The following is a 17,287-nucleotide window of genomic DNA, read 5'->3' as shown; positions in this document are numbered from 1 at the left end:
AAGATAGCCGAATGAAAGGGATGAGATGATGGAATATGTCATTCAGACTAATAATCTAACGAAAAAGCCAAAGGGAAGGAACTTGTTTCAGATATAAATATTTTGATTAATAAAGGTGAAATTTACGGCCTTCTTGGTCAAAATGGTGCAGGTAAAACAACGATTATGAAGATGCTTACGGGACTAAACAATCCTTCAAAAGGGGAAATATTGCTATTTAATGAGAGGCTCACCAAAAACAAATTCCTTGCTAACTAAAGTTGGAAGTATTATTGATTATCCAGTATTTTTTGAGCATTTAACGGCATTCGATAATTTGAAGCTACATTGTGAGTATTTAGGATTTTATGATGAAAATGACATGAAACAAGCACTGCAATTGGTAAACTTAAAAGGAATTGAAGACAAAGTAGTAAAGGATTTTTCGCTTGGAATGAAGCAGCGGCTTGGAATTGCGAGAGCCATCATAACAAAGCCTGAATTAATTATTTTGGATGAACCGACAATGGGTTAGATCCAATTGGAATTAAAGATATGCGACACTTAATTCGGATGCTGAATAAGGAATATGGGATGACGTTTGTACTTTCGAGTCACATATTAGGAGAATTAGAGCAAATTGTTGATAGAGTAGGTATAATTCATCAAGGCAAATTACTAAACGAAATAACGATGACAGATGTTCGAAAAGCACGTTCTGACTATATTGAGCTTGAGGTCAGTGATGTCACGCGAGCCGTTTATTTATTAGAGAATGAACTTCATATTCACAACATGAAAGTCTTAGAAAAACGAAAAATTCGTATTTATGATATGACTTATACGCAAAGCGATATTTCAAAAATGCTTTTACTTCATGATTTAGAGATTGAAGAAATTCGGAGACACTCCAACTCGCTGGAAGACTATTTTTATCATCTTATTAATGGAGGTGATATAAATGATTAAATTAATGCAATTAGAGTGGAAGAAACTAAAACAAAAGTCAGTCATAAGTGAAGTGATTATCTATACTTTGATATTAATGTTCTTGCCAGTATTTTTTATAAAAGCTGTTAGTACTGATTTTGGTCAGAACTATGCTACCGTTATTGACTTGATCTCAGAAATTCAAAAAGGTTTTATCTTATTTGGAGCATCATTGATTACCCAGGTATTTATTGATGAATATAAGAATAAAACTATTTCTTTATCTTTTAGGTATCCAATAAGCAGGCAGAAATTATTTGCTGCGAAAATACTTTTTATAGCAACGTTTGTATTTCTTCTCACCATGGTTTCGTATTTGTTAACTGGAACAGTGACTTATTTAATTGATCAAGTTCAGCCAATAATTAAAGGGAATCTGACTCGTACAGACTTAACTACCTTTCTTAATCAGATGATTGTTCGTTCTCTAGTAATTACGTTAATTACTTTTATTCCGCTTTTTTACTTTGGGATTTGGAAAAGAATGACGATTCCAACTGTGATTTGTGCGATTGTCTTGATGCAAACACACTTTGCACAACTGATAAACCTTAATTATGATTTAGTCATTACAGTCCTATGTATAATGGGAGCTCTCAGTATATTTCTTTCAATTATTTCAGCGGATAAAATCGGGGAGATATAAATCTATTGTTAATAATTAGATATTACTTATCACGGTTATAATGAGAAGCGAAATATTTGACAAAATCTATTTATGCTATAATTTACAATTAAATAATAAAAGTATATAATAGGATTCTCCTGGCCAGGGGAATCCTATTTTTGTTTGAGGAGTGTGTCTATGAAAGAAAATAAGTCCAGTATGACCTCATTAATTTCTGCTTTTGGTAGAGCGTATCACAGCCGGTTTGACTCACTTAAAATCTTTGATGATTATGTCGTTAAGGATTTAATCACTCAAGAGGAGTTTAATAACATTAAGGAGAATATGTTACAAGGCGTTCAATTCTTCAACCCAGATATTGCGCAAAAACTAAAAGAGAACAAAGAAGAAATATTAAAATGGATTACTCAAGTTCAGCTTTCCCCAACACCTTTGGCTCGTGCGGCTTACGCAGAAAAAGTATTGCTCAATGAAGTTGATCTCGGCGTAGAACAATATGTAAATTTAGGGGCAGGCTTAGATACGTTTAGCTATCGGCATCCCGAACTGGAGACAACTCTAGACATCTTCGAGATAGATTACCCACCTACACAAGAATTCAAAAAGCATAGATTAAAAGAAGCAGGATTTAACATTCCAAGTCATCTTCACTTCATCCCAATGGATTTCACTAAAACGTTTTCTGATAAAGATCTAATTAATCAAGGATTTGATGTAAATAAAAAGACATTTTTTAGCCTTTTAGGAGTTTCTTATTATTTAACTAAAGAAGAGACCTCGAAATTAATTGCTCATCTGTTTAACAAAGTTCCTAATGGTAGTTCGATTGTATTTGATTATGGCGATGAAACGTTATTTACGGAAAAGGGATATTCTAATAGAGTCGAAAACATGGTTAAAATGGCAGCTGCAAGCGGGGAACCGATGAAAACTAGTTTTTCTTATACAGAATTAGAGAAATTTCTAGAAGCAGTCGGTTTGCTAATCTATGAACATCTTGAGCCGAGTAAAATAAATGAGCTATATTTTAGTAATAGAAACGACTACTTAAAGGCTTTTGAAACCATTCATTACGTTCATGCTGTGAAAAAGTGATGTTTGTTTGACTTGTAAGGGGGTTAAGATGAAAGTTATTAAAGATACTCGTAAAAGCTTTGATTTAGAAGAATTGCTTTCGAAACCTTTGGTGGCCCACTTATCTACAGTTGAAGAAGATACTCCTAAGGATTCACCAGTTTGGTTTTTGTGGTATAACAACAGATTATGGATAATCGGTACTGCTTCAGATACATTTCCAAAAAGGATTAGAAGAAATTCAAAATGTGCTATTGGTATTGTTGATTTTAATCAAGAGACAGGTTCGTTTTTACATGCAGGATTTAGAGGAAGAGCTACGGTAGAAACTTTTGATAGAAAAATTGCTAACCAGTTGCTAGCTCGATACTTGGGTCCAGAGATGGATCAGTGGGATAGACGTTTCAAAAGGTTTGACGAGGATAATGTATTAATCTGTTTTAATCCCGAAACTGTTGTGGTTCGAGACCAATCTTATAAACTATCATGAGTGATAAATATAATTACTTTTCATCTTTGAAAAACTTTTATGAAGCGTGGGCAACAATTAGGGGGTTAAGACAATGATTAAATTTCTTAAATATAACTGGCAGGTTCGAGATGAATGGTTTGATTGGTGCGAACAGCTGACCTTGGAAGAACTGTTAAAAACGAGGTAGGTGGAGTCGGCAGTATTTTGTACACACTTTTTCATATTATAGATGTGGAATACAGCTGGGTACGGGGCATTCAAGGTAAAGGCGATTTAGTCATTCACTTTGAAAATTATAAAACGCCAGAGAAATTAAAATCACTATCAGATGAGTTCCGAAAAGACATCAACGATTTTCTGGAAACAAATCTAGATGACTTAAAAGGTAAAGTAGTCACGGTGCCATGGGACGATGAAGCGTATACTGCTGATGAGATCGTTCACCATATCGTTGCCCATGAAATTCACCATATCGGCCAGCTATCGATCTGGTCAAGAGAACTTGGCCTTAAGCACCATCCGCTAATTTTATAGGAAGAAACATAACTTAAACTTAGAATGAACAGTCTCCTCGTGGGATTGTTCATTTTTTGTATTATTTGACTATTTCGACTATCATTTATAAAATATGAACATATACTAATATACACATATAAGGACCTTAACAGGAGGTTTTAAAAATGTCTAATGAAGACCAATCTGAGTTTGAGTATAACGATTTAGATGAAGAGACGTTATTTGTCGTCTCGCAAACGTTTAAAGCTCTTGGAGACCCGACCCGGGTTCGCATTCTTCATTTGCTTTTTGAAAATGAATATTCCGTGAATCAAATTGCGGAAACGCTCAGTTTAAGACAATCGACCGTTTCACATCAGCTTCGTTTCTTAAAAAATTTACGTCTAGTTAAATACCGAAGAGAAGGCACGACGCTTTATTATTCACATGATGATGAGCATGTGATGAATGTACTTGAACAAACGATTAAGCACGCATTGCACAGTTAAAGGAGGATAAATCATGGGACACGATCATGGTCATGATCATACACATGGTGCCAATAAAAAGCGTTAATGATTAGTTTTTTCATTATTACTGGTTTTATGATCGTTGAAGCGATTGGCGGTTTTATCACAAACAGTCTAGCCCTTTTATCAGATGCCGGGCACATGCTTAGTGACTCCATCTCTCTAGGGATTGGTTTACTTGCTTTTACGCTTGGAGAGAAAGTAGCGGACTATAGTAAAACGTATGGGTATAAACGATTTGAAATCTTAGCAGCTGTCTTTAATGGTGTGACGCTCGTTCTGATTTCGCTTTATATCTTCTATGAAGCTTATCAACGTTTTACAAATCCACCTGATGTTGCGTCAACAGGCATGTTGATCATTGCAACACTAGGTTTGTTAGTAAACATTCTGGTTGCATGGATCTTAATGAGGCAAGGAGATACAGAGGATAACTTAAACTTACGCGCTGCCTTCCTTCACGTATTAGGTGACTTACTTGGTTCTGTTGGGGCAATTACTGCTGCATTACTCATCATCTTCTTTAACTGGGGATGGGCGGATCCAGTTGCGAGCGTTATCGTTGCCATACTTGTCCTAATTAGTGGATGGCGTGTCACAAAGGAATCTATTCACGTGCTGATGGAGGGGACGCCTAAAAATATTGAGTTAGATGATGTGATTAAAACCATTGAAAATGTCAAAGGGATTATGGGCATTCACGACCTGCATGTGTGGAGCATTACAAGCGGGAAAAAACGCTTTATCTTGCCATGCTGTTGTCGACGGACAGTTGTCAATCTACGAGTGCCAAGACCTTCTAACAGAAGTTGAACTTGAACTTCAGCATAAAGATATTGGCCACGTCACGATCCAGTTAGAGTGCGAAGATCATCCTCATGACAGTTCAGTGATGTGTCAGAACAAAGATGAATCAACAGGACATGGTCATCAACATTAATTAAAATTTAACGGAGCAGTGTTTTAAGAACCTGCTCCTATTTAAATTAAAAGCGATAAACACTTGCGCATGTGCCTGCTTGTGGTTCGTAGTAACAATGTTCTTTATACTGCCCTGTAAATGGCTGACCGAACCACGTCGAAGGGCACTGACCATACGGGTTAAAATACCAAAGAGCATACTGAGCAGGGTGCTGTCTCCAGTAATCTAATACCTGCCGAGCCAATTTTTTCTCTGTCCCTCTAGCGCGATAATAAAACATATTCCCTTTTTGAACAGCTTCAAATGAGTAGTTCCCGCCTTGTACTTGATAGATGACATCCTCAATCGACCTTAAATCTTCAAAATCTAAACAATCCGCAGCAGTCCGGTTCACAATCACATTCCCGACCATGAGCATACCTAACCGGCCTTCACCAACAGCTTCAGCTCTCATCATTCTCGCAACTAAATTAACATCATTTTCATTATAAGCCACTCTTGCCAACTTCGATCACCTCAAAATAAAGTGTGTAATATAAAGATAAGAACATAATATTGTATGGTTTAAGATGTGGGGAGGTGAATGGAGAAGTATCGATACATAAATTTTAGACTGTTAGGAGCCTAATAAATAATAAAGGAAATATACATTTTTTGTCGAAGATTGAAAATGCAAGAAATTACATCTGATAAAAATTCGAAGAGTCACAATTTAAGTAATTCAAATAATGATAATCAATTTGGGGGGAGATAAAAATGTTTGAAATAGGTAAAGTTCTAAGTTCATTGTCATCACATAGACCTATTTTTCATTCTGAAGCGGATTTCCAACATGCTTTAGCATGGGAGATTAAACAATATTATCCTGATAGTGATTTGAGACTTGAAACTAAAGTTCACGGTAAAGACTCAAAGATTTATTTGGATTTATTAGTTGTCCATAATAAAGAAAAAAATTGCTATTGAGCTGAAATACAAGACTAAAGCGTTAATTCAAAATGTTAATAATGAAGAATATGTATTAAATCAACAAGGAGCTCATGATACTGGAAGATATGATGTATTAAAGGATTTTCAGAGAGTCGAGCATATGATTGAAAATGGTGTAGTTGATAAGGGGTATGTGATCTTTCTAACGAATGATCCATCCTATTATCAACCACCTAATTCTTATCGAAACACTGTAGACAAGGATTTCCGAATTCATTTTGGGCAAAAAGTTAACGGAGAGCTGAGTTGGGCTGATAACACTGGTGAAGGCACCAAAAGGAAGAGAAAAAGCTATTAGTTTATTAGGTGATTACGAGATGGAGTGGTCGACTTACAGCAAAGTCAATGAGTTTAATAATGGCCATTTCCGCTATATATGTATCCCTATGACTATTAACTCTGATATTGCTAAGTCTGCTTCAAAAATGACGAATCTAATATAAATAACTTTAATGAATTCTCGACTAATGTTCCTTGGTTTGATTCTTTTAAGGAGAAACAAGAAATTCCACAGTCCCAGAGAGATTTAAGAGACCGTTTGGCCAATCACCTTCGTTCATTAGGTTATCAAGTGAGAATAGATTATCCTATGCAAAACCATAAAGTTGATATATGGGCAGATAAAAATGGCCGTAAACTTCTTATTGAAATGAGATTTAGAACTTCTTTGCTTAAAACCATATATAACGGAAACCATATTCACCTAAAAAGCAAGGTGCTCTAGATGTTTCTAGATATGATTTTATTAAAGATGTGAAAAAACTAGAAGATATTACTAAGACAAGAGCTGACTACACTGGTTATGCCTTGTTAATTACAAACGAACATTTATATTGGAAGCCTTCTCCAAAGGGTGATGCAGTAGATAAGGATTTTCATATTCATCAAGATCGCATATTAACAGGTAATTGTTCTTGGGATGAAAAAGCATCAAAAGGAACAACTAATCGCCGAGAAGAGCCTATTCATCTAGTAAATCAATATCATTTAAAATGGAAAGATTATTTAACGCTTGGAACAAGTATAAATGAACAATTTAAAGCGTTGTTAATAGAGGTAAGATAATAAGTTATCTATAACTAATAGATTACAAGTTTGAAATATCTTACTATTCTTTGATTAAATAGAAATAGAGTTAATTTAATTGGGGGTACGACGTTGAATACAATAGAAATCGGTTGGATTGATTATTCAACAGATCATCGTAAAAAGGTTCTGTCTGTTTTACATGCTTTAAGTGAGCCAGGAGCAGTTGATGAGCTAGGAATAGGCATGATTCGTGATGGATTTGCAGATATATTATTTCCTGGAACTTCAACCCTACAAACGCGTGCTAAGTATTTCTTTATCGTTCCATATATCTTAATGGAACTAGAGAAGGAAAACTTAAGTGCTGTTAAATTACAAGAGAAATTAGAACGAACTGAAGTTGAGTTAATAGAGATACTTAAGAAAATAATAAACGTGGTGTGATCGGAGGCCGAGCTGGGACAAGCCTTAAAAGGAAGCCGTCCAGCATTTATTGGAATGGGCTTAGGACATTTGGCTTTTTAAAACATCAAGGGTTGTCTTTAAGTCATTACGCTAGAGCGGTTACCTCACTGAATAAAGATATGGAACTTCTGAAGTCATTAGGGAATGAAGAACAAGATGACTCTGGTTTCTCAAATGAGTTATCAGGGACTTTTTGGCGATGTCTTCTACCACCAAAGGATTGGAAAGAACATATTGATATGGATCTTACATATGAAGAAGCTTTATATCTGAAGCAGCGCATTATGACTTCTCCTCTTTCAAAAGATAGTCTATTCTCACACCTACTGCAATATGACGAGGAGTTCGTCAGACAATTAGAGGGATTTGATTGGATTGGAGAACTAACGAACCTTCCGTCTCACATACAAGAGGACTATTCATTAGCTGAACGTTTTAATCAGTTTATTAAAGGTGCAAATATCAGATATAACGTTCTTCTTTCTAACGGAGAGAACCACAAATCTGTCGATAAATGGGAACAATGGCTGAACAGTGAGTTTGTGTTAAATGAGTTTGGAACGTTTGATTACCATCAAGTACTTAGAAGATTAGGTATTCATAATATGAAGTTAATGCGTTTTCTTGGTAATTGGAAAAAGGCGGTCGCATCTAAAAAACTTGAAGAAATCGACAGTTTGATTATCAAACGTGAAATTGAACTTAAATCAAGAGACCGTGCGAAGCTGAATAATACGAAGAACTATGTCTACAAAGATGAAAACGATTGGGTCGGTTCTGAGAATCTTCATTATCGCTTTAACGATGCGAAAAATATAATGATGGATATTTTTGAGGGGTTGAAACAGGAAGATGCTTAATCCAGGAGAAGATCGGTTAAATTACAGTAAAAAATTAATCCCACCAGAAAGTTACGAATTAGACTTTGCCATGGGGACTACGTTCTCGCTTGACCTAGAGGCATTAGTAGGTGTGCCACTAGCTTTAAGCTTATCGTCAGAATTAGATGATTTTAGCGATGAAAATCCGTACTATATGTTAGAAGCATTACGTAAAAGCGCAGATAAGTTTGCGATCTTTTGTGAAGGTGGTCAGATCCAAGTGCCGCAAAATGCGAACTCAATCTTCTCTTTAATGGAAAACAGTGTATTCGAAGTCATGCTTCCAAATAACAAATCGTTTCATCCTAAAGTATGGCTGATTAAGTATGTAAATTCTGAAGGTGAGTCTTTATTTCGGTTAATCGTCCTATCAAGAAATCTAACCTTTGATCGAAGCTGGGATGTGGCTGTGAATCTTGAAGGGAAGCTCACTAAACAGAAATGGGATAAAAACAAACCATTAATAGATTTCTTCAATTATATTAATACGCATTCAAATCCGGATAAAAGTACGAAAATCCAGTCTCTTTTAAATGAGTTGGAGTATGTCGAGTTTCAGACCGATAAAAACTATCCTGACTTTGAATTCATGCCACTCGGGATTAATGGATATGAAGACAAACATTCAAATCTATTTGACACGTATCATGATTTACTAGTTATTTCGCCGTTTTTAACAAATTCCATGCTTCAAAAACTGAATGATAAGTCTTTATCGAATCCATCTAAAACGTTAATTACGAGACGGTCTGAACTAGCAGGCATAGACGAGGAACTGTTTGAGGAATTTGATATATATGTTTTAAAAGACTTGGTCGTAGAAGGAGAAGGCTCATTAAGTGAGGAACAAGAAGAGCTAGAACAATCACAGTTTCAAGACATTCATGCCAAATTTTATGCACGCTCAAAGTATACGTGGCATGAATTTTATATTGGGTCTGCGAACCTAACGAATAGTGCTTATTACGGGAACGTTGAGTTTCTATTAAAGCTTCAATATCGCAAAAGAGGTTTCCGTATTCAGGAATTAATCGAGGACATCATTGGTGAAGATGAACTGGAATCTCCTTTCGAAAAAGCAGTCAAACCTGACCAAGCAGACGAAACAGAAATGGATCTAACTGAAGAGTTAGAACGAAAGATAAAAGAGTTAACTCGCGTAGAACGAAGAGCTTCAATTGTTGAGCATGATGATGGATATGAACTGAAACTAACTTTTGATTCATTGCCAGAAGATGTGACATTTAAAATTGGCTCAATCAATAGTAAGAAGGATGTGCCATTAGAGCATGAAGTGAGTATGGAGAACCTTAGTTTACTCGAGCTAAGTCAGTTCTTTCGTGTAACGGCTATGGTGGAAGATAAGGAAGTTAAAAGAATCATTAAGATACCGATTGAGGGGCTTCCAGATGATCGAGTCAAAGCCATCTTTAAATCAATTATTCAAGATAAATATACATTCTTAAAATACGTTGCCTTCTTACTCGATGATGAATTCCTCTTATCTATGATTGAAGAGATGGAAAGAAAGCGAAGCGGGAAAGGAAGATGGGATGATGCCTACTCGGATTATCCAGTCATCTATGAAAACATGCTAAACGTCTTCTAGAACTCCAGAAAAACTCGATGATATTCAAAAGGTTATGGAATATATCAATGACAATGACGTCATTCCAGAAGAATTTGAAACATTATACCGAACATTCCTTAAATCAGTTAAAAGGGTGAAAAAGTGATGGATCTAAAGCGTAAAGAAGCGGAAATATTAGATGGTTTAATGGATTTTCAAAGGGCCACAGTTGAGCGTGTTTTTGACTTGTTTAAATCTGACTATTCTAGAGTACTTGTCGCAGAGAAGTAGGGCTTGGAAAGACATTAGTGGCAAGAGGAGTAGTCGCAAAAACGGCTCGTTATTATAAAGAAGATTTAGATGATGATTTATTTAAAGTCGTTTACGTCTGTTCCAATCAAAGCATTGCGGGTCAGAACCTGCAAAAGTTAAAGATTGACGAGAACGTCACCCTAGAATCAATGGAAGATACAAGATTATCCATGCAGCATTTAAAAATCTTTGAACAGCAATTTGAGAAAGATCAATCTTATATACAATTAATTCCTTTAACCCCTCACACATCCTTTAAGATGACAGGTGGCGGGGGAAGTGTGCGCGAGCGAGCATTATTATTTGCGATATTGAAATGGTATAAGCCTATCGAAGAGCATTTAAACGAGATTGATTTACTGCTTGAATATACGGCCACTAAAAGCTGGAATCAGTGGGCTAAAAAACTTCTATGAACAAAAGGTTCAAGAATGTGATGAACTAAGTGATGGCAAGTATTTAAAAACAATTCTTTCTAAAGTAGACCATTACTTTCATGAACATCCTGAAATTTTAACAATGATTAACCAAGTGGCAAACGACATTAAAGAATCAGGCTCAACCAAAAACATCAATAACACTTTAAGGCTCATACATAAGTTGCGGAAGATGATGGCTGAAATCAGCGTTGATTTAATGGATCCAGATTTAGTCATCATGGATGAATTTCAACGGTTTCCTGAACTCATTCGGTCGGATGAAGACAATGAAACGGCACTATTAGCGAATAAATTCTTTAATTCGGAAAAGCAGGATCAGCAAGACATCAAAATTCTATTACTCTCTGCGACACCTTATAAATTGTATTCAACCTTAGAAGAAATCTCTGAAAATGAACAGGATGTTCACTACCGTGAATTTATGCAGTTAGTCGAATTCTTGTTTGAACATCACCCTGATGAACTGAAGCATTTCAAGGAAGTCTGGAACAATTACTCGGTGTCTTTAAGACAATTAGAACTTGAAGACTTCGCGATGGTCTCAGCGTTGAAAAAGGAAGCGGAAGACAAACTTTATAAAGGAATCGCAAGAACGGAAAGAATGTCGGTCCCCAATTCAGATGACTTAATAGATATTAAGCAAAATCACTTTCTTGATATTTCAGAGGGTGATATTCTCTCGTTTATTGAAATGGATCAGATGCTGAATCAAACTGACTTAAAACAAAACTTGCCGATTGATTATGTGAAGTCTTCTCCATTTTTAATGTCATATATGGAGAATTATAAAATTAAGAAGAATCTATTAAACTATTTTAAAGAAAACAAACAAGAATTAAATATCGCGAATAAGCCTAATTTGTGGTTGAAACGTAATCAAATCAAAAAGTATAAAAAAACTTCCTGAAACTAATGCAAAACTGAAGGGATTGCGTGATTTGGCATTTGAAGATGAAGCACATAAGTTACTTTGGCTTCCGCCTTCACTGCCATATTATGAACCACAAGGGCCATACAAACATGCGAAAAACTTCTCTAAAATCTTGGTGTTCTCAGCGTGGGAAATGGTGCCTCGTGCTATCGCGACATTATTATCCTATGAATCAGAGCGTCTATCAATTGGAGAATTAATTAAACGAACGCCGAAAAATAAGAAAGAGAACAGAAGTTATTTTGCGAAAAATAGGTTTCCTAACCCAAGGATTAAGTTTGCGATTAAAGATGATGAGCCAGCTAACATGAATCATTTATGTTTGGCTTATCCGTCTGTTACTTTAATGAACTTATTTGATCCTATTGATGCGTTAAATCAACAGTTATCTTTATCAGAAATTAAAGATAAAGTACGTAACGACATAAAAGACTTATTAGACCAATTAGAAATGCCAGTCATTGAGGATTCTAACAGACAAGATGAACGCTGGTATTACCTCGCACCTATGTTATTAGATTTGGATAACGAAAAGGTTAATGATTGGATTAGATCTGATGAATTTCTATCGACGTTAAGCTTAGAGGATGATTCTCAAGATGAAGCTCAAATTAAGAGTGATAAGTTAGTGTTCATTAAACACTTTGAGAAATTAAAAGACTATTATCTGAATGGGATTCCTGTTCTTGGAAGAAAGCCTGATGATTTAGTAGAAGTGTTAACAGATATGGTACTTGGATCACCGACAATTTCAGCTCTAAGAATGTTTAATCATGTGAATTCAGCGACATTAGGTTATGCCGTCCAAATTGGCAAGTCCATTATAGATCGTTTCAACACCCAAGAAGCAACAGCCGTTGTTGAATTAGAATACGGTAGCCGAAAAGTTCACTGGAAAAGCATCTTAAAATACAGCATCGACGGTAATATTCAAGCCATGATGGATGAATATAGACATATGCTCCTTGAAGAAGGTGGACTTAAAAATGTTGAAATTCATCAGCAAAATCTAGAAGTAACCAAAAAAATGGTTAAAGGCTTAAATGCCCACTCGGCTAGCTATAATGTGGATACGTATCAAGGGTTCAAACAACGAGCCAAAGGCAAGTCAAAAGAACAAGATAGCATGAAAATGCGGACCAATTTTGCTGTAGGATTCTTAAATGTTAAATCTCAAGAATCCAGCGATCAGAGAAAGGATAGTATAAGACTAGCATTTAATTCACCATTCAGACCATTCGTTCTAGCAACAACCTCAATTGGACAAGAAGGACTAGATTTCCATTACTATTGCCGAAAGATCGTTCACTGGAATTTACCGTCTAATCCAATTGATATTGAACAACGAGAAGGTAGAATTAACAGGTATAAAGGACTTGTTATTAGACAAAACATTGCAGAAAAATATAAAGACTTAGAATTTCAATCAGACGCATGGAAAGAAATGTTCGATGAAGCTAACACTCAAGAACGTAATCAAATGACAAGTGAACTTGTCCCATATTGGTGCCTACCTAATCATGAAGGTATCAAAATCGAACGCCATGTTCCCATGTATCCGATGAGTAAAGACGGCGCGAAGTATGAACGCTTAATAAAAATATTGACCTTATATAGATTAAGCTTAGGTCAATCGAGGCAAGAAGAGTTATTGGAATATCTGTTTGAGAATCAAGTGGATGAAGAGAAGTTGAAAGATTTGTTTATTAATTTGAGTCCGTATTATAAAAGGGCAATATTTTAAGTTTAATAAGAAAAAGGTCAAATATTATGGTTCAACTGTGAAATAAAAGGGGGGAGAAACATTTGGTTATACTTGAATGGGTAAATGCAAATGGTTGGATAATGACTGTAATAGCACTACTTGCAGGTGCTTTCTTAACTAAAAGAAGAGAGTTATATCTTAAATTAGCGGAAAAGAAAGGAGAGCATTATTCCAAGTATTTTGATATTTTATATGCACCTCAATTTAATGATAGACTTTATTATTATCAAAAAACTAACATTGTATTATATGGTTCAAGAGAAGTATTAGAAAAACTCGCTGTCTGTGAGAAAAACGGAATAAGTATAACGGATCAAAAAAGAAATCTAGAATTTTATGAATTAATATATGAGATGAAGAAAGACATTGAAAAGCCTAGACTTACTTTATCTTTATTTAAAAGAATTTTTCATAAGAATAATTTAGAAGAAAACGTGAAAGACATTTTATTTGATTATAAAAGAAGTCAAATTAAATATGATTTTGGTGGAACACACCATGCTGCATATAGAGTTTTCAGGTTTTGTATTTTTTGACAAAATGGTACTTCCATGTTTCTAATATCATTTTAAGAGTTTAAAAGTTATAAAACATTATTAAATATTTAGTGAGGGTTAAATATGATAGTATACGAAGCTAGTAAAGAAGAGTTTCTTACACATGTTGATAAAGATGAACTTGTTTCACACATCCTAGACCAGTTTGAATTAAAACTAGGAAGAACTAGTGAGTCTGAGATACGTTCATGGGATAACTCAATGCTACATATGTACCGAGTTCTAAATGATCAATCTATTCCCAATGATGCTGGTGTGGCAATAGAATTTAAGATTCCTTACACATCAAAACGTGTAGATTTCCTTTTGTCTGGTCATGATGGTGACAATGATTCAGTTGTTATTGTAGAGTTGAAACAATGGTCTGAGGTTGAAAAGGTTGAAGGGAAGGAAGCGATTGTTAAGACTGCAATTAACCGAGGCTTTCGTGAGGTAACACATCCTTCTTATCAAGCTTGGTCTTATGCTGTCTTGATTGAAGATTATAATGAAAATGTTCAAGATCAATACATCCAGCTTAAGCCTTGTTCGTATTTACATAATTATCGCAAGCAACAAGATGACCCTTTAACAGACGATTATTATGAATACTATTTGAATTTGGCTCCTGTTTACGCTAAAGGTGACGTAGAAAAATTAAGGAACTTTATTAAGAAGTATATTAAGCATGGAGACAATAAAGAAATCCTATATCAAATTGAACAAGGAAAAATTAGACCTTCCAAATCACTACAAGACTCTTTAGCAAGCATGCTTAAAGGTAATCAAGAGTTTGTTATGATTGATGAACAAAAGGTTTTCTATGAAACAGCTTTAGAACTTGCTGAAAGAGCAGTAAAGACTGATACGAAACAAGTGATGATTGTTGAAGGTGGCCCTGGGACTGGTAAATCTGTCTTAGCTATAAATCTCTTGGTTGCTTTAACCAATCAATCATTGACATGTCAGTATGTAACGAAAATTCTGCACCTAGAAGTGTATATTCGACTAAACTTAAAGGTGACTTCAAGAAAACTCGAATTGATAATTTGTTTAAAGGGTCAGGAAGTTATACAGATACCGAGGAGAATGAACTAGATATTTTAGTTGTTGATGAGGCCCATCGATTAAACGAGAAGTCTGGTATGTTTCAAAATATGGGTGAAAACCAAGTAAAAGAAGTGATACACACTGCAAAATTGTCTGTGTTCTTTATTGATGAAAATCAACGTGTCACCTTAAAAGATGTTGGAAATGTTGACATGATTAAGAAATTTGCAAATGAATATGGTGCCGAAATTACTTATGGTGAATTAGCATCACAATTTAGATGTGATGGTTCTGATGGGTATATTGCTTGGCTAGAAGATGTTTTGCAAATTAGAGAAACAGCAAATGCCAATGATATGGGTTTAGATTATAACTTTAAGTTTTTTCAGATCCACATGAAATGAAGCGAGAAATTCTTGAGAAAAATAAAATTAATAACAAATCTAGAATCGTCTCAGGATATTGCTGGGAGTGGCCAAAAGATAATCGTTCAAAATCTGAGTATCATGATATTAGAATTGAAGAATATGATTTTGGCATGAGTTGGAACTTAGATAACACATCTACTTGGGCTATAGATGAAGAGTCCATTCATGAAGCGGGTTGTATTCATACCTGCCAAGGCTTGGAATTTGACTATGTGGGAGTCATAATTGGTGATGACTTGAGATTTGAAAATGGAGAAGTTATCACTGATCACACCAAAAGAGCTAAGTCGGATCAGTCATTAAGAGGGATTAAGAAGATGTTGAAAGAAGAACCTGAAAAGGCAGAAAAAGTAGCAGATCAAATTATCCGTAACACTTATCGAACACTGATGACTAGAGGACAAAAAGGGTGTTATGTATATTGTACTGACAAGCTGTTAGAAGGTTATTTAAAGACTAGATTAAACCGAGTAAAGTATTATAAAGAGGTTAATCATGGAGATGAACTGGTTGCTGAAGAAAAAGGTAATTATGATAGTTAATATATTATTAACAATTAAGAAAGGACGTTTTACATTGGAAGATAAAAAGACAATAAAAGGTTATGAAGGTCACTATTCCATAACTCAATCTGGTAAAATTTATTCACACAAAAGAAAAAGAACTATGAAAAGATGTGGTGATGAATATGGTTTCCATATAGTGAAACTATCTAAAATGGTGAAGCTACTAATCATAATGTTTTTGAATTATGGAAGAAGCATTATCCTGAGCTTAATGAAAGTGAATTTAAAGGTGCAAGAGAGGCTATTTATTGATAATTTTTACACTTAACTCAAACATAAGCTATGAAAAAAAGCTCCCTAAAATTTTAAATAAGGGAGCTTTACAGCATTATACAACTATATTCTTTAGTTTCCCAATCCCTGTAATCTCAAGCTCAACTGTATCCCCAGGCTCGAGCCACTTACCTTCTGTTCCTAATTCCAAGATGCAACCAGTTCCAACCGTTCCAGATCCGATAATATCTCCTGGATAAAGCGTGACGCCATCTGAAGCTCTTTCGATCATGTCACCAAAGGTATAATGGATGTCTTTGAAGTTTCCTTTTGATAGCTGAGCACCATTCACTCTTGCGACCATGTCTAAGTTATATCGATCACCTAGTTTATATGGTTCTAGTTCATCTTTAGTTACGATATATGGACCAATCGTTGTAGTAAAATCTTTTCCTTTTGCAGGGCCTAAGCCGACTTTCATTTCTTTAGCCTGCAGGTCTCTTGCTGACCAGTCATTAAGAATTGTGTATCCAAAAATATAACTTTCTGCTTCACTTGTTTTAATGTTTTTGCCTTCTTTTCCAATGACACAAGCCATTTCTAACTCATAGTCTAAAGCCACACATTTTGGTGGTCGCTCTATGTGGGCCTGATGCCCTGATACGACTAGATGATTGGTGAAGTAAAAAGCCGGAATTTCATACCATGCTTCTGCCACTTCCATTCCAATTTGTTTAGCTGCGTTGACGATATGTTCTTCAAATGCCATGAAGTCTCTAATACTTGGTGGATTCGGTAAAGGGGCTAATAGATTGACCTCTTCTAGAGAATACGATTTGTCTAGTTCGTTCATCTTTAGTTGAGACATATATTGATCATGGTTTTGTATGAACTCTAGCATCGTTCTAGGGTAATCCGGGCCTAAAGGATACACATGTACCTCATCCGTGATGCCGTATTGAGTGTTTCCTTGTGGGTCTTGAAAGGTCACAAACTTCATCTTTTTCACCTCTATTCTAAA

The 17,287-nt window shown here is 35.3% G+C and carries 18 protein-coding genes and 4 pseudogenes; 20 read left to right on the top strand and 2 right to left on the bottom strand.

Annotated features, from left to right (window positions below):
* The first annotated feature begins 28 nt into the window (after nt 1-28).
* From JCM13188_RS08145 to JCM13188_RS08115, 7 genes and pseudogenes are all read left to right on the top strand, one after another.
* Nucleotides 29-948: pseudogene (locus JCM13188_RS08145) on the top strand (ATP-binding cassette domain-containing protein).
* Nucleotides 941-1,615 carry an ABC transporter permease gene (locus tag JCM13188_RS08140; protein ID WP_054753362.1) on the top strand — a complete coding sequence of 225 codons (675 nt, stop codon included), beginning with the start codon at nt 941-943 and terminating at the stop codon, nt 1,613-1,615. Before JCM13188_RS08145 ends, JCM13188_RS08140 begins: the two are co-directional and overlap by 8 nt.
* Before the next feature lie 159 nt (nt 1,616-1,774).
* Nucleotides 1,775-2,692, top strand: a complete 918-nt coding sequence (locus tag JCM13188_RS08135; RefSeq protein WP_054753360.1) for a class I SAM-dependent methyltransferase — start codon at nt 1,775-1,777, stop codon at nt 2,690-2,692.
* A gap of 28 nt (nt 2,693-2,720) precedes the next feature.
* Nucleotides 2,721-3,161, top strand: a complete 441-nt coding sequence (locus tag JCM13188_RS08130; RefSeq protein ID WP_054753358.1) for a pyridoxamine 5'-phosphate oxidase family protein — start codon at nt 2,721-2,723, stop codon at nt 3,159-3,161.
* A gap of 73 nt (nt 3,162-3,234) precedes the next feature.
* Nucleotides 3,235-3,694 (top strand): annotated as a pseudogene (locus JCM13188_RS08125) (DinB family protein).
* A gap of 129 nt (nt 3,695-3,823) precedes the next feature.
* Nucleotides 3,824-4,147 (top strand): ArsR/SmtB family transcription factor, encoded by a 324-nt coding sequence (locus JCM13188_RS08120; protein WP_054753356.1) that lies wholly within the window; start codon nt 3,824-3,826, stop codon nt 4,145-4,147.
* A 13-nt stretch (nt 4,148-4,160) separates the two neighbouring features.
* Nucleotides 4,161-5,108, top strand: a pseudogene (locus JCM13188_RS08115) (cation diffusion facilitator family transporter).
* A gap of 46 nt (nt 5,109-5,154) precedes the next feature.
* On the opposite strand, the gene JCM13188_RS08110 reads toward JCM13188_RS08115, so the two are convergent.
* A complete protein-coding gene (locus JCM13188_RS08110; protein ID WP_054753354.1) occupies nt 5,155-5,595 on the bottom strand; it encodes a cell wall hydrolase in 441 nt (146 codons plus the stop codon).
* A 251-nt stretch (nt 5,596-5,846) separates the two neighbouring features.
* Here JCM13188_RS08110 and JCM13188_RS08105 point away from each other — a divergent pair, with 251 nt between their 5' ends.
* The 13 genes and pseudogenes from JCM13188_RS08105 (at nt 5,847) to JCM13188_RS08060 (ending at nt 16,321) form a co-directional block, all read left to right on the top strand.
* Nucleotides 5,847-6,056: a hypothetical protein gene (locus tag JCM13188_RS08105; protein ID WP_054753352.1), complete on the top strand. Its 210-nt coding sequence runs from the start codon at nt 5,847-5,849 to the stop codon at nt 6,054-6,056.
* The gene (locus tag JCM13188_RS08100; RefSeq protein ID WP_054753350.1) at nt 6,025-6,378 is read left to right on the top strand and encodes a hypothetical protein; all 354 of its coding nucleotides are present in this window, start codon (nt 6,025-6,027) and stop codon (nt 6,376-6,378) included. The genes JCM13188_RS08105 and JCM13188_RS08100 overlap by 32 nt, the downstream gene beginning before the upstream one ends.
* Before the next feature lie 455 nt (nt 6,379-6,833).
* On the top strand, nt 6,834-7,145 hold the full coding sequence (locus tag JCM13188_RS08095; RefSeq protein ID WP_054753348.1) for a hypothetical protein: 312 nt from the start codon (nt 6,834-6,836) through the stop codon (nt 7,143-7,145).
* A 93-nt stretch (nt 7,146-7,238) separates the two neighbouring features.
* The gene (locus JCM13188_RS08090; protein ID WP_054753346.1) at nt 7,239-7,553 is read left to right on the top strand and encodes a DUF6361 family protein; all 315 of its coding nucleotides are present in this window, start codon (nt 7,239-7,241) and stop codon (nt 7,551-7,553) included.
* Nucleotides 7,550-8,434 carry a hypothetical protein gene (locus JCM13188_RS08085; protein WP_054753344.1) on the top strand — a complete coding sequence of 295 codons (885 nt, stop codon included), beginning with the start codon at nt 7,550-7,552 and terminating at the stop codon, nt 8,432-8,434. Before JCM13188_RS08090 ends, JCM13188_RS08085 begins: the two co-directional genes overlap by 4 nt.
* Nucleotides 8,427-10,064 carry a phospholipase D-like domain-containing protein gene (locus JCM13188_RS08080; protein WP_054753342.1) on the top strand — a complete coding sequence of 546 codons (1,638 nt, stop codon included), beginning with the start codon at nt 8,427-8,429 and terminating at the stop codon, nt 10,062-10,064. Before JCM13188_RS08085 ends, JCM13188_RS08080 begins: the two co-directional genes overlap by 8 nt.
* Nucleotides 10,065-10,190: 126 nt before the next feature.
* Entirely contained in the window at nt 10,191-10,316 is a 126-nt protein-coding gene (locus JCM13188_RS18530) for a hypothetical protein (protein ID WP_279401574.1), read from the top strand.
* Between the two features lie 17 nt (nt 10,317-10,333).
* On the top strand, nt 10,334-10,753 hold the full coding sequence (locus JCM13188_RS18525) for a hypothetical protein (RefSeq protein ID WP_279401573.1): 420 nt from the start codon (nt 10,334-10,336) through the stop codon (nt 10,751-10,753).
* Nucleotides 10,701-11,684, top strand: coding sequence for a hypothetical protein (locus JCM13188_RS18520; RefSeq protein ID WP_279401572.1), 984 nt, complete (start codon nt 10,701-10,703; stop codon nt 11,682-11,684). Before JCM13188_RS18525 ends, JCM13188_RS18520 begins: the two co-directional genes overlap by 53 nt.
* A gap of 31 nt (nt 11,685-11,715) precedes the next feature.
* Nucleotides 11,716-13,452, top strand: a complete 1,737-nt coding sequence (locus JCM13188_RS18515) for a helicase C-terminal domain-containing protein (protein ID WP_279401571.1) — start codon at nt 11,716-11,718, stop codon at nt 13,450-13,452.
* A 62-nt stretch (nt 13,453-13,514) separates the two neighbouring features.
* The gene (locus JCM13188_RS08070; protein ID WP_054753340.1) at nt 13,515-14,009 is read left to right on the top strand and encodes a hypothetical protein; all 495 of its coding nucleotides are present in this window, start codon (nt 13,515-13,517) and stop codon (nt 14,007-14,009) included.
* An 84-nt stretch (nt 14,010-14,093) separates the two neighbouring features.
* Nucleotides 14,094-16,029, top strand: a pseudogene (locus JCM13188_RS08065) (DNA/RNA helicase domain-containing protein).
* Nucleotides 15,983-16,321, top strand: a complete 339-nt coding sequence (locus JCM13188_RS08060; RefSeq protein WP_054753338.1) for an NUMOD4 domain-containing protein — start codon at nt 15,983-15,985, stop codon at nt 16,319-16,321. The pseudogene JCM13188_RS08065 and the gene JCM13188_RS08060 overlap by 47 nt, the downstream one beginning before the upstream one ends.
* A gap of 60 nt (nt 16,322-16,381) precedes the next feature.
* On the opposite strand, the gene JCM13188_RS08055 is transcribed toward JCM13188_RS08060, so the two are convergent.
* On the bottom strand, nt 16,382-17,266 hold the full coding sequence (locus JCM13188_RS08055) for a fumarylacetoacetate hydrolase family protein (RefSeq protein ID WP_054753336.1): 885 nt from the start codon (nt 17,264-17,266) through the stop codon (nt 16,382-16,384).
* Between the last annotated feature and the right edge of the window lie 21 nt (nt 17,267-17,287).

The organism is Piscibacillus salipiscarius JCM 13188 (assembly GCF_001311865.1).
In the GTDB taxonomy this organism is placed as follows: domain Bacteria; phylum Bacillota; class Bacilli; order Bacillales; family Alkalibacillaceae; genus Piscibacillus; species Piscibacillus salipiscarius.
Note: the sequence above shows the minus strand (reverse complement) of the source record. Positions and strands in the feature narration are given on the sequence as shown.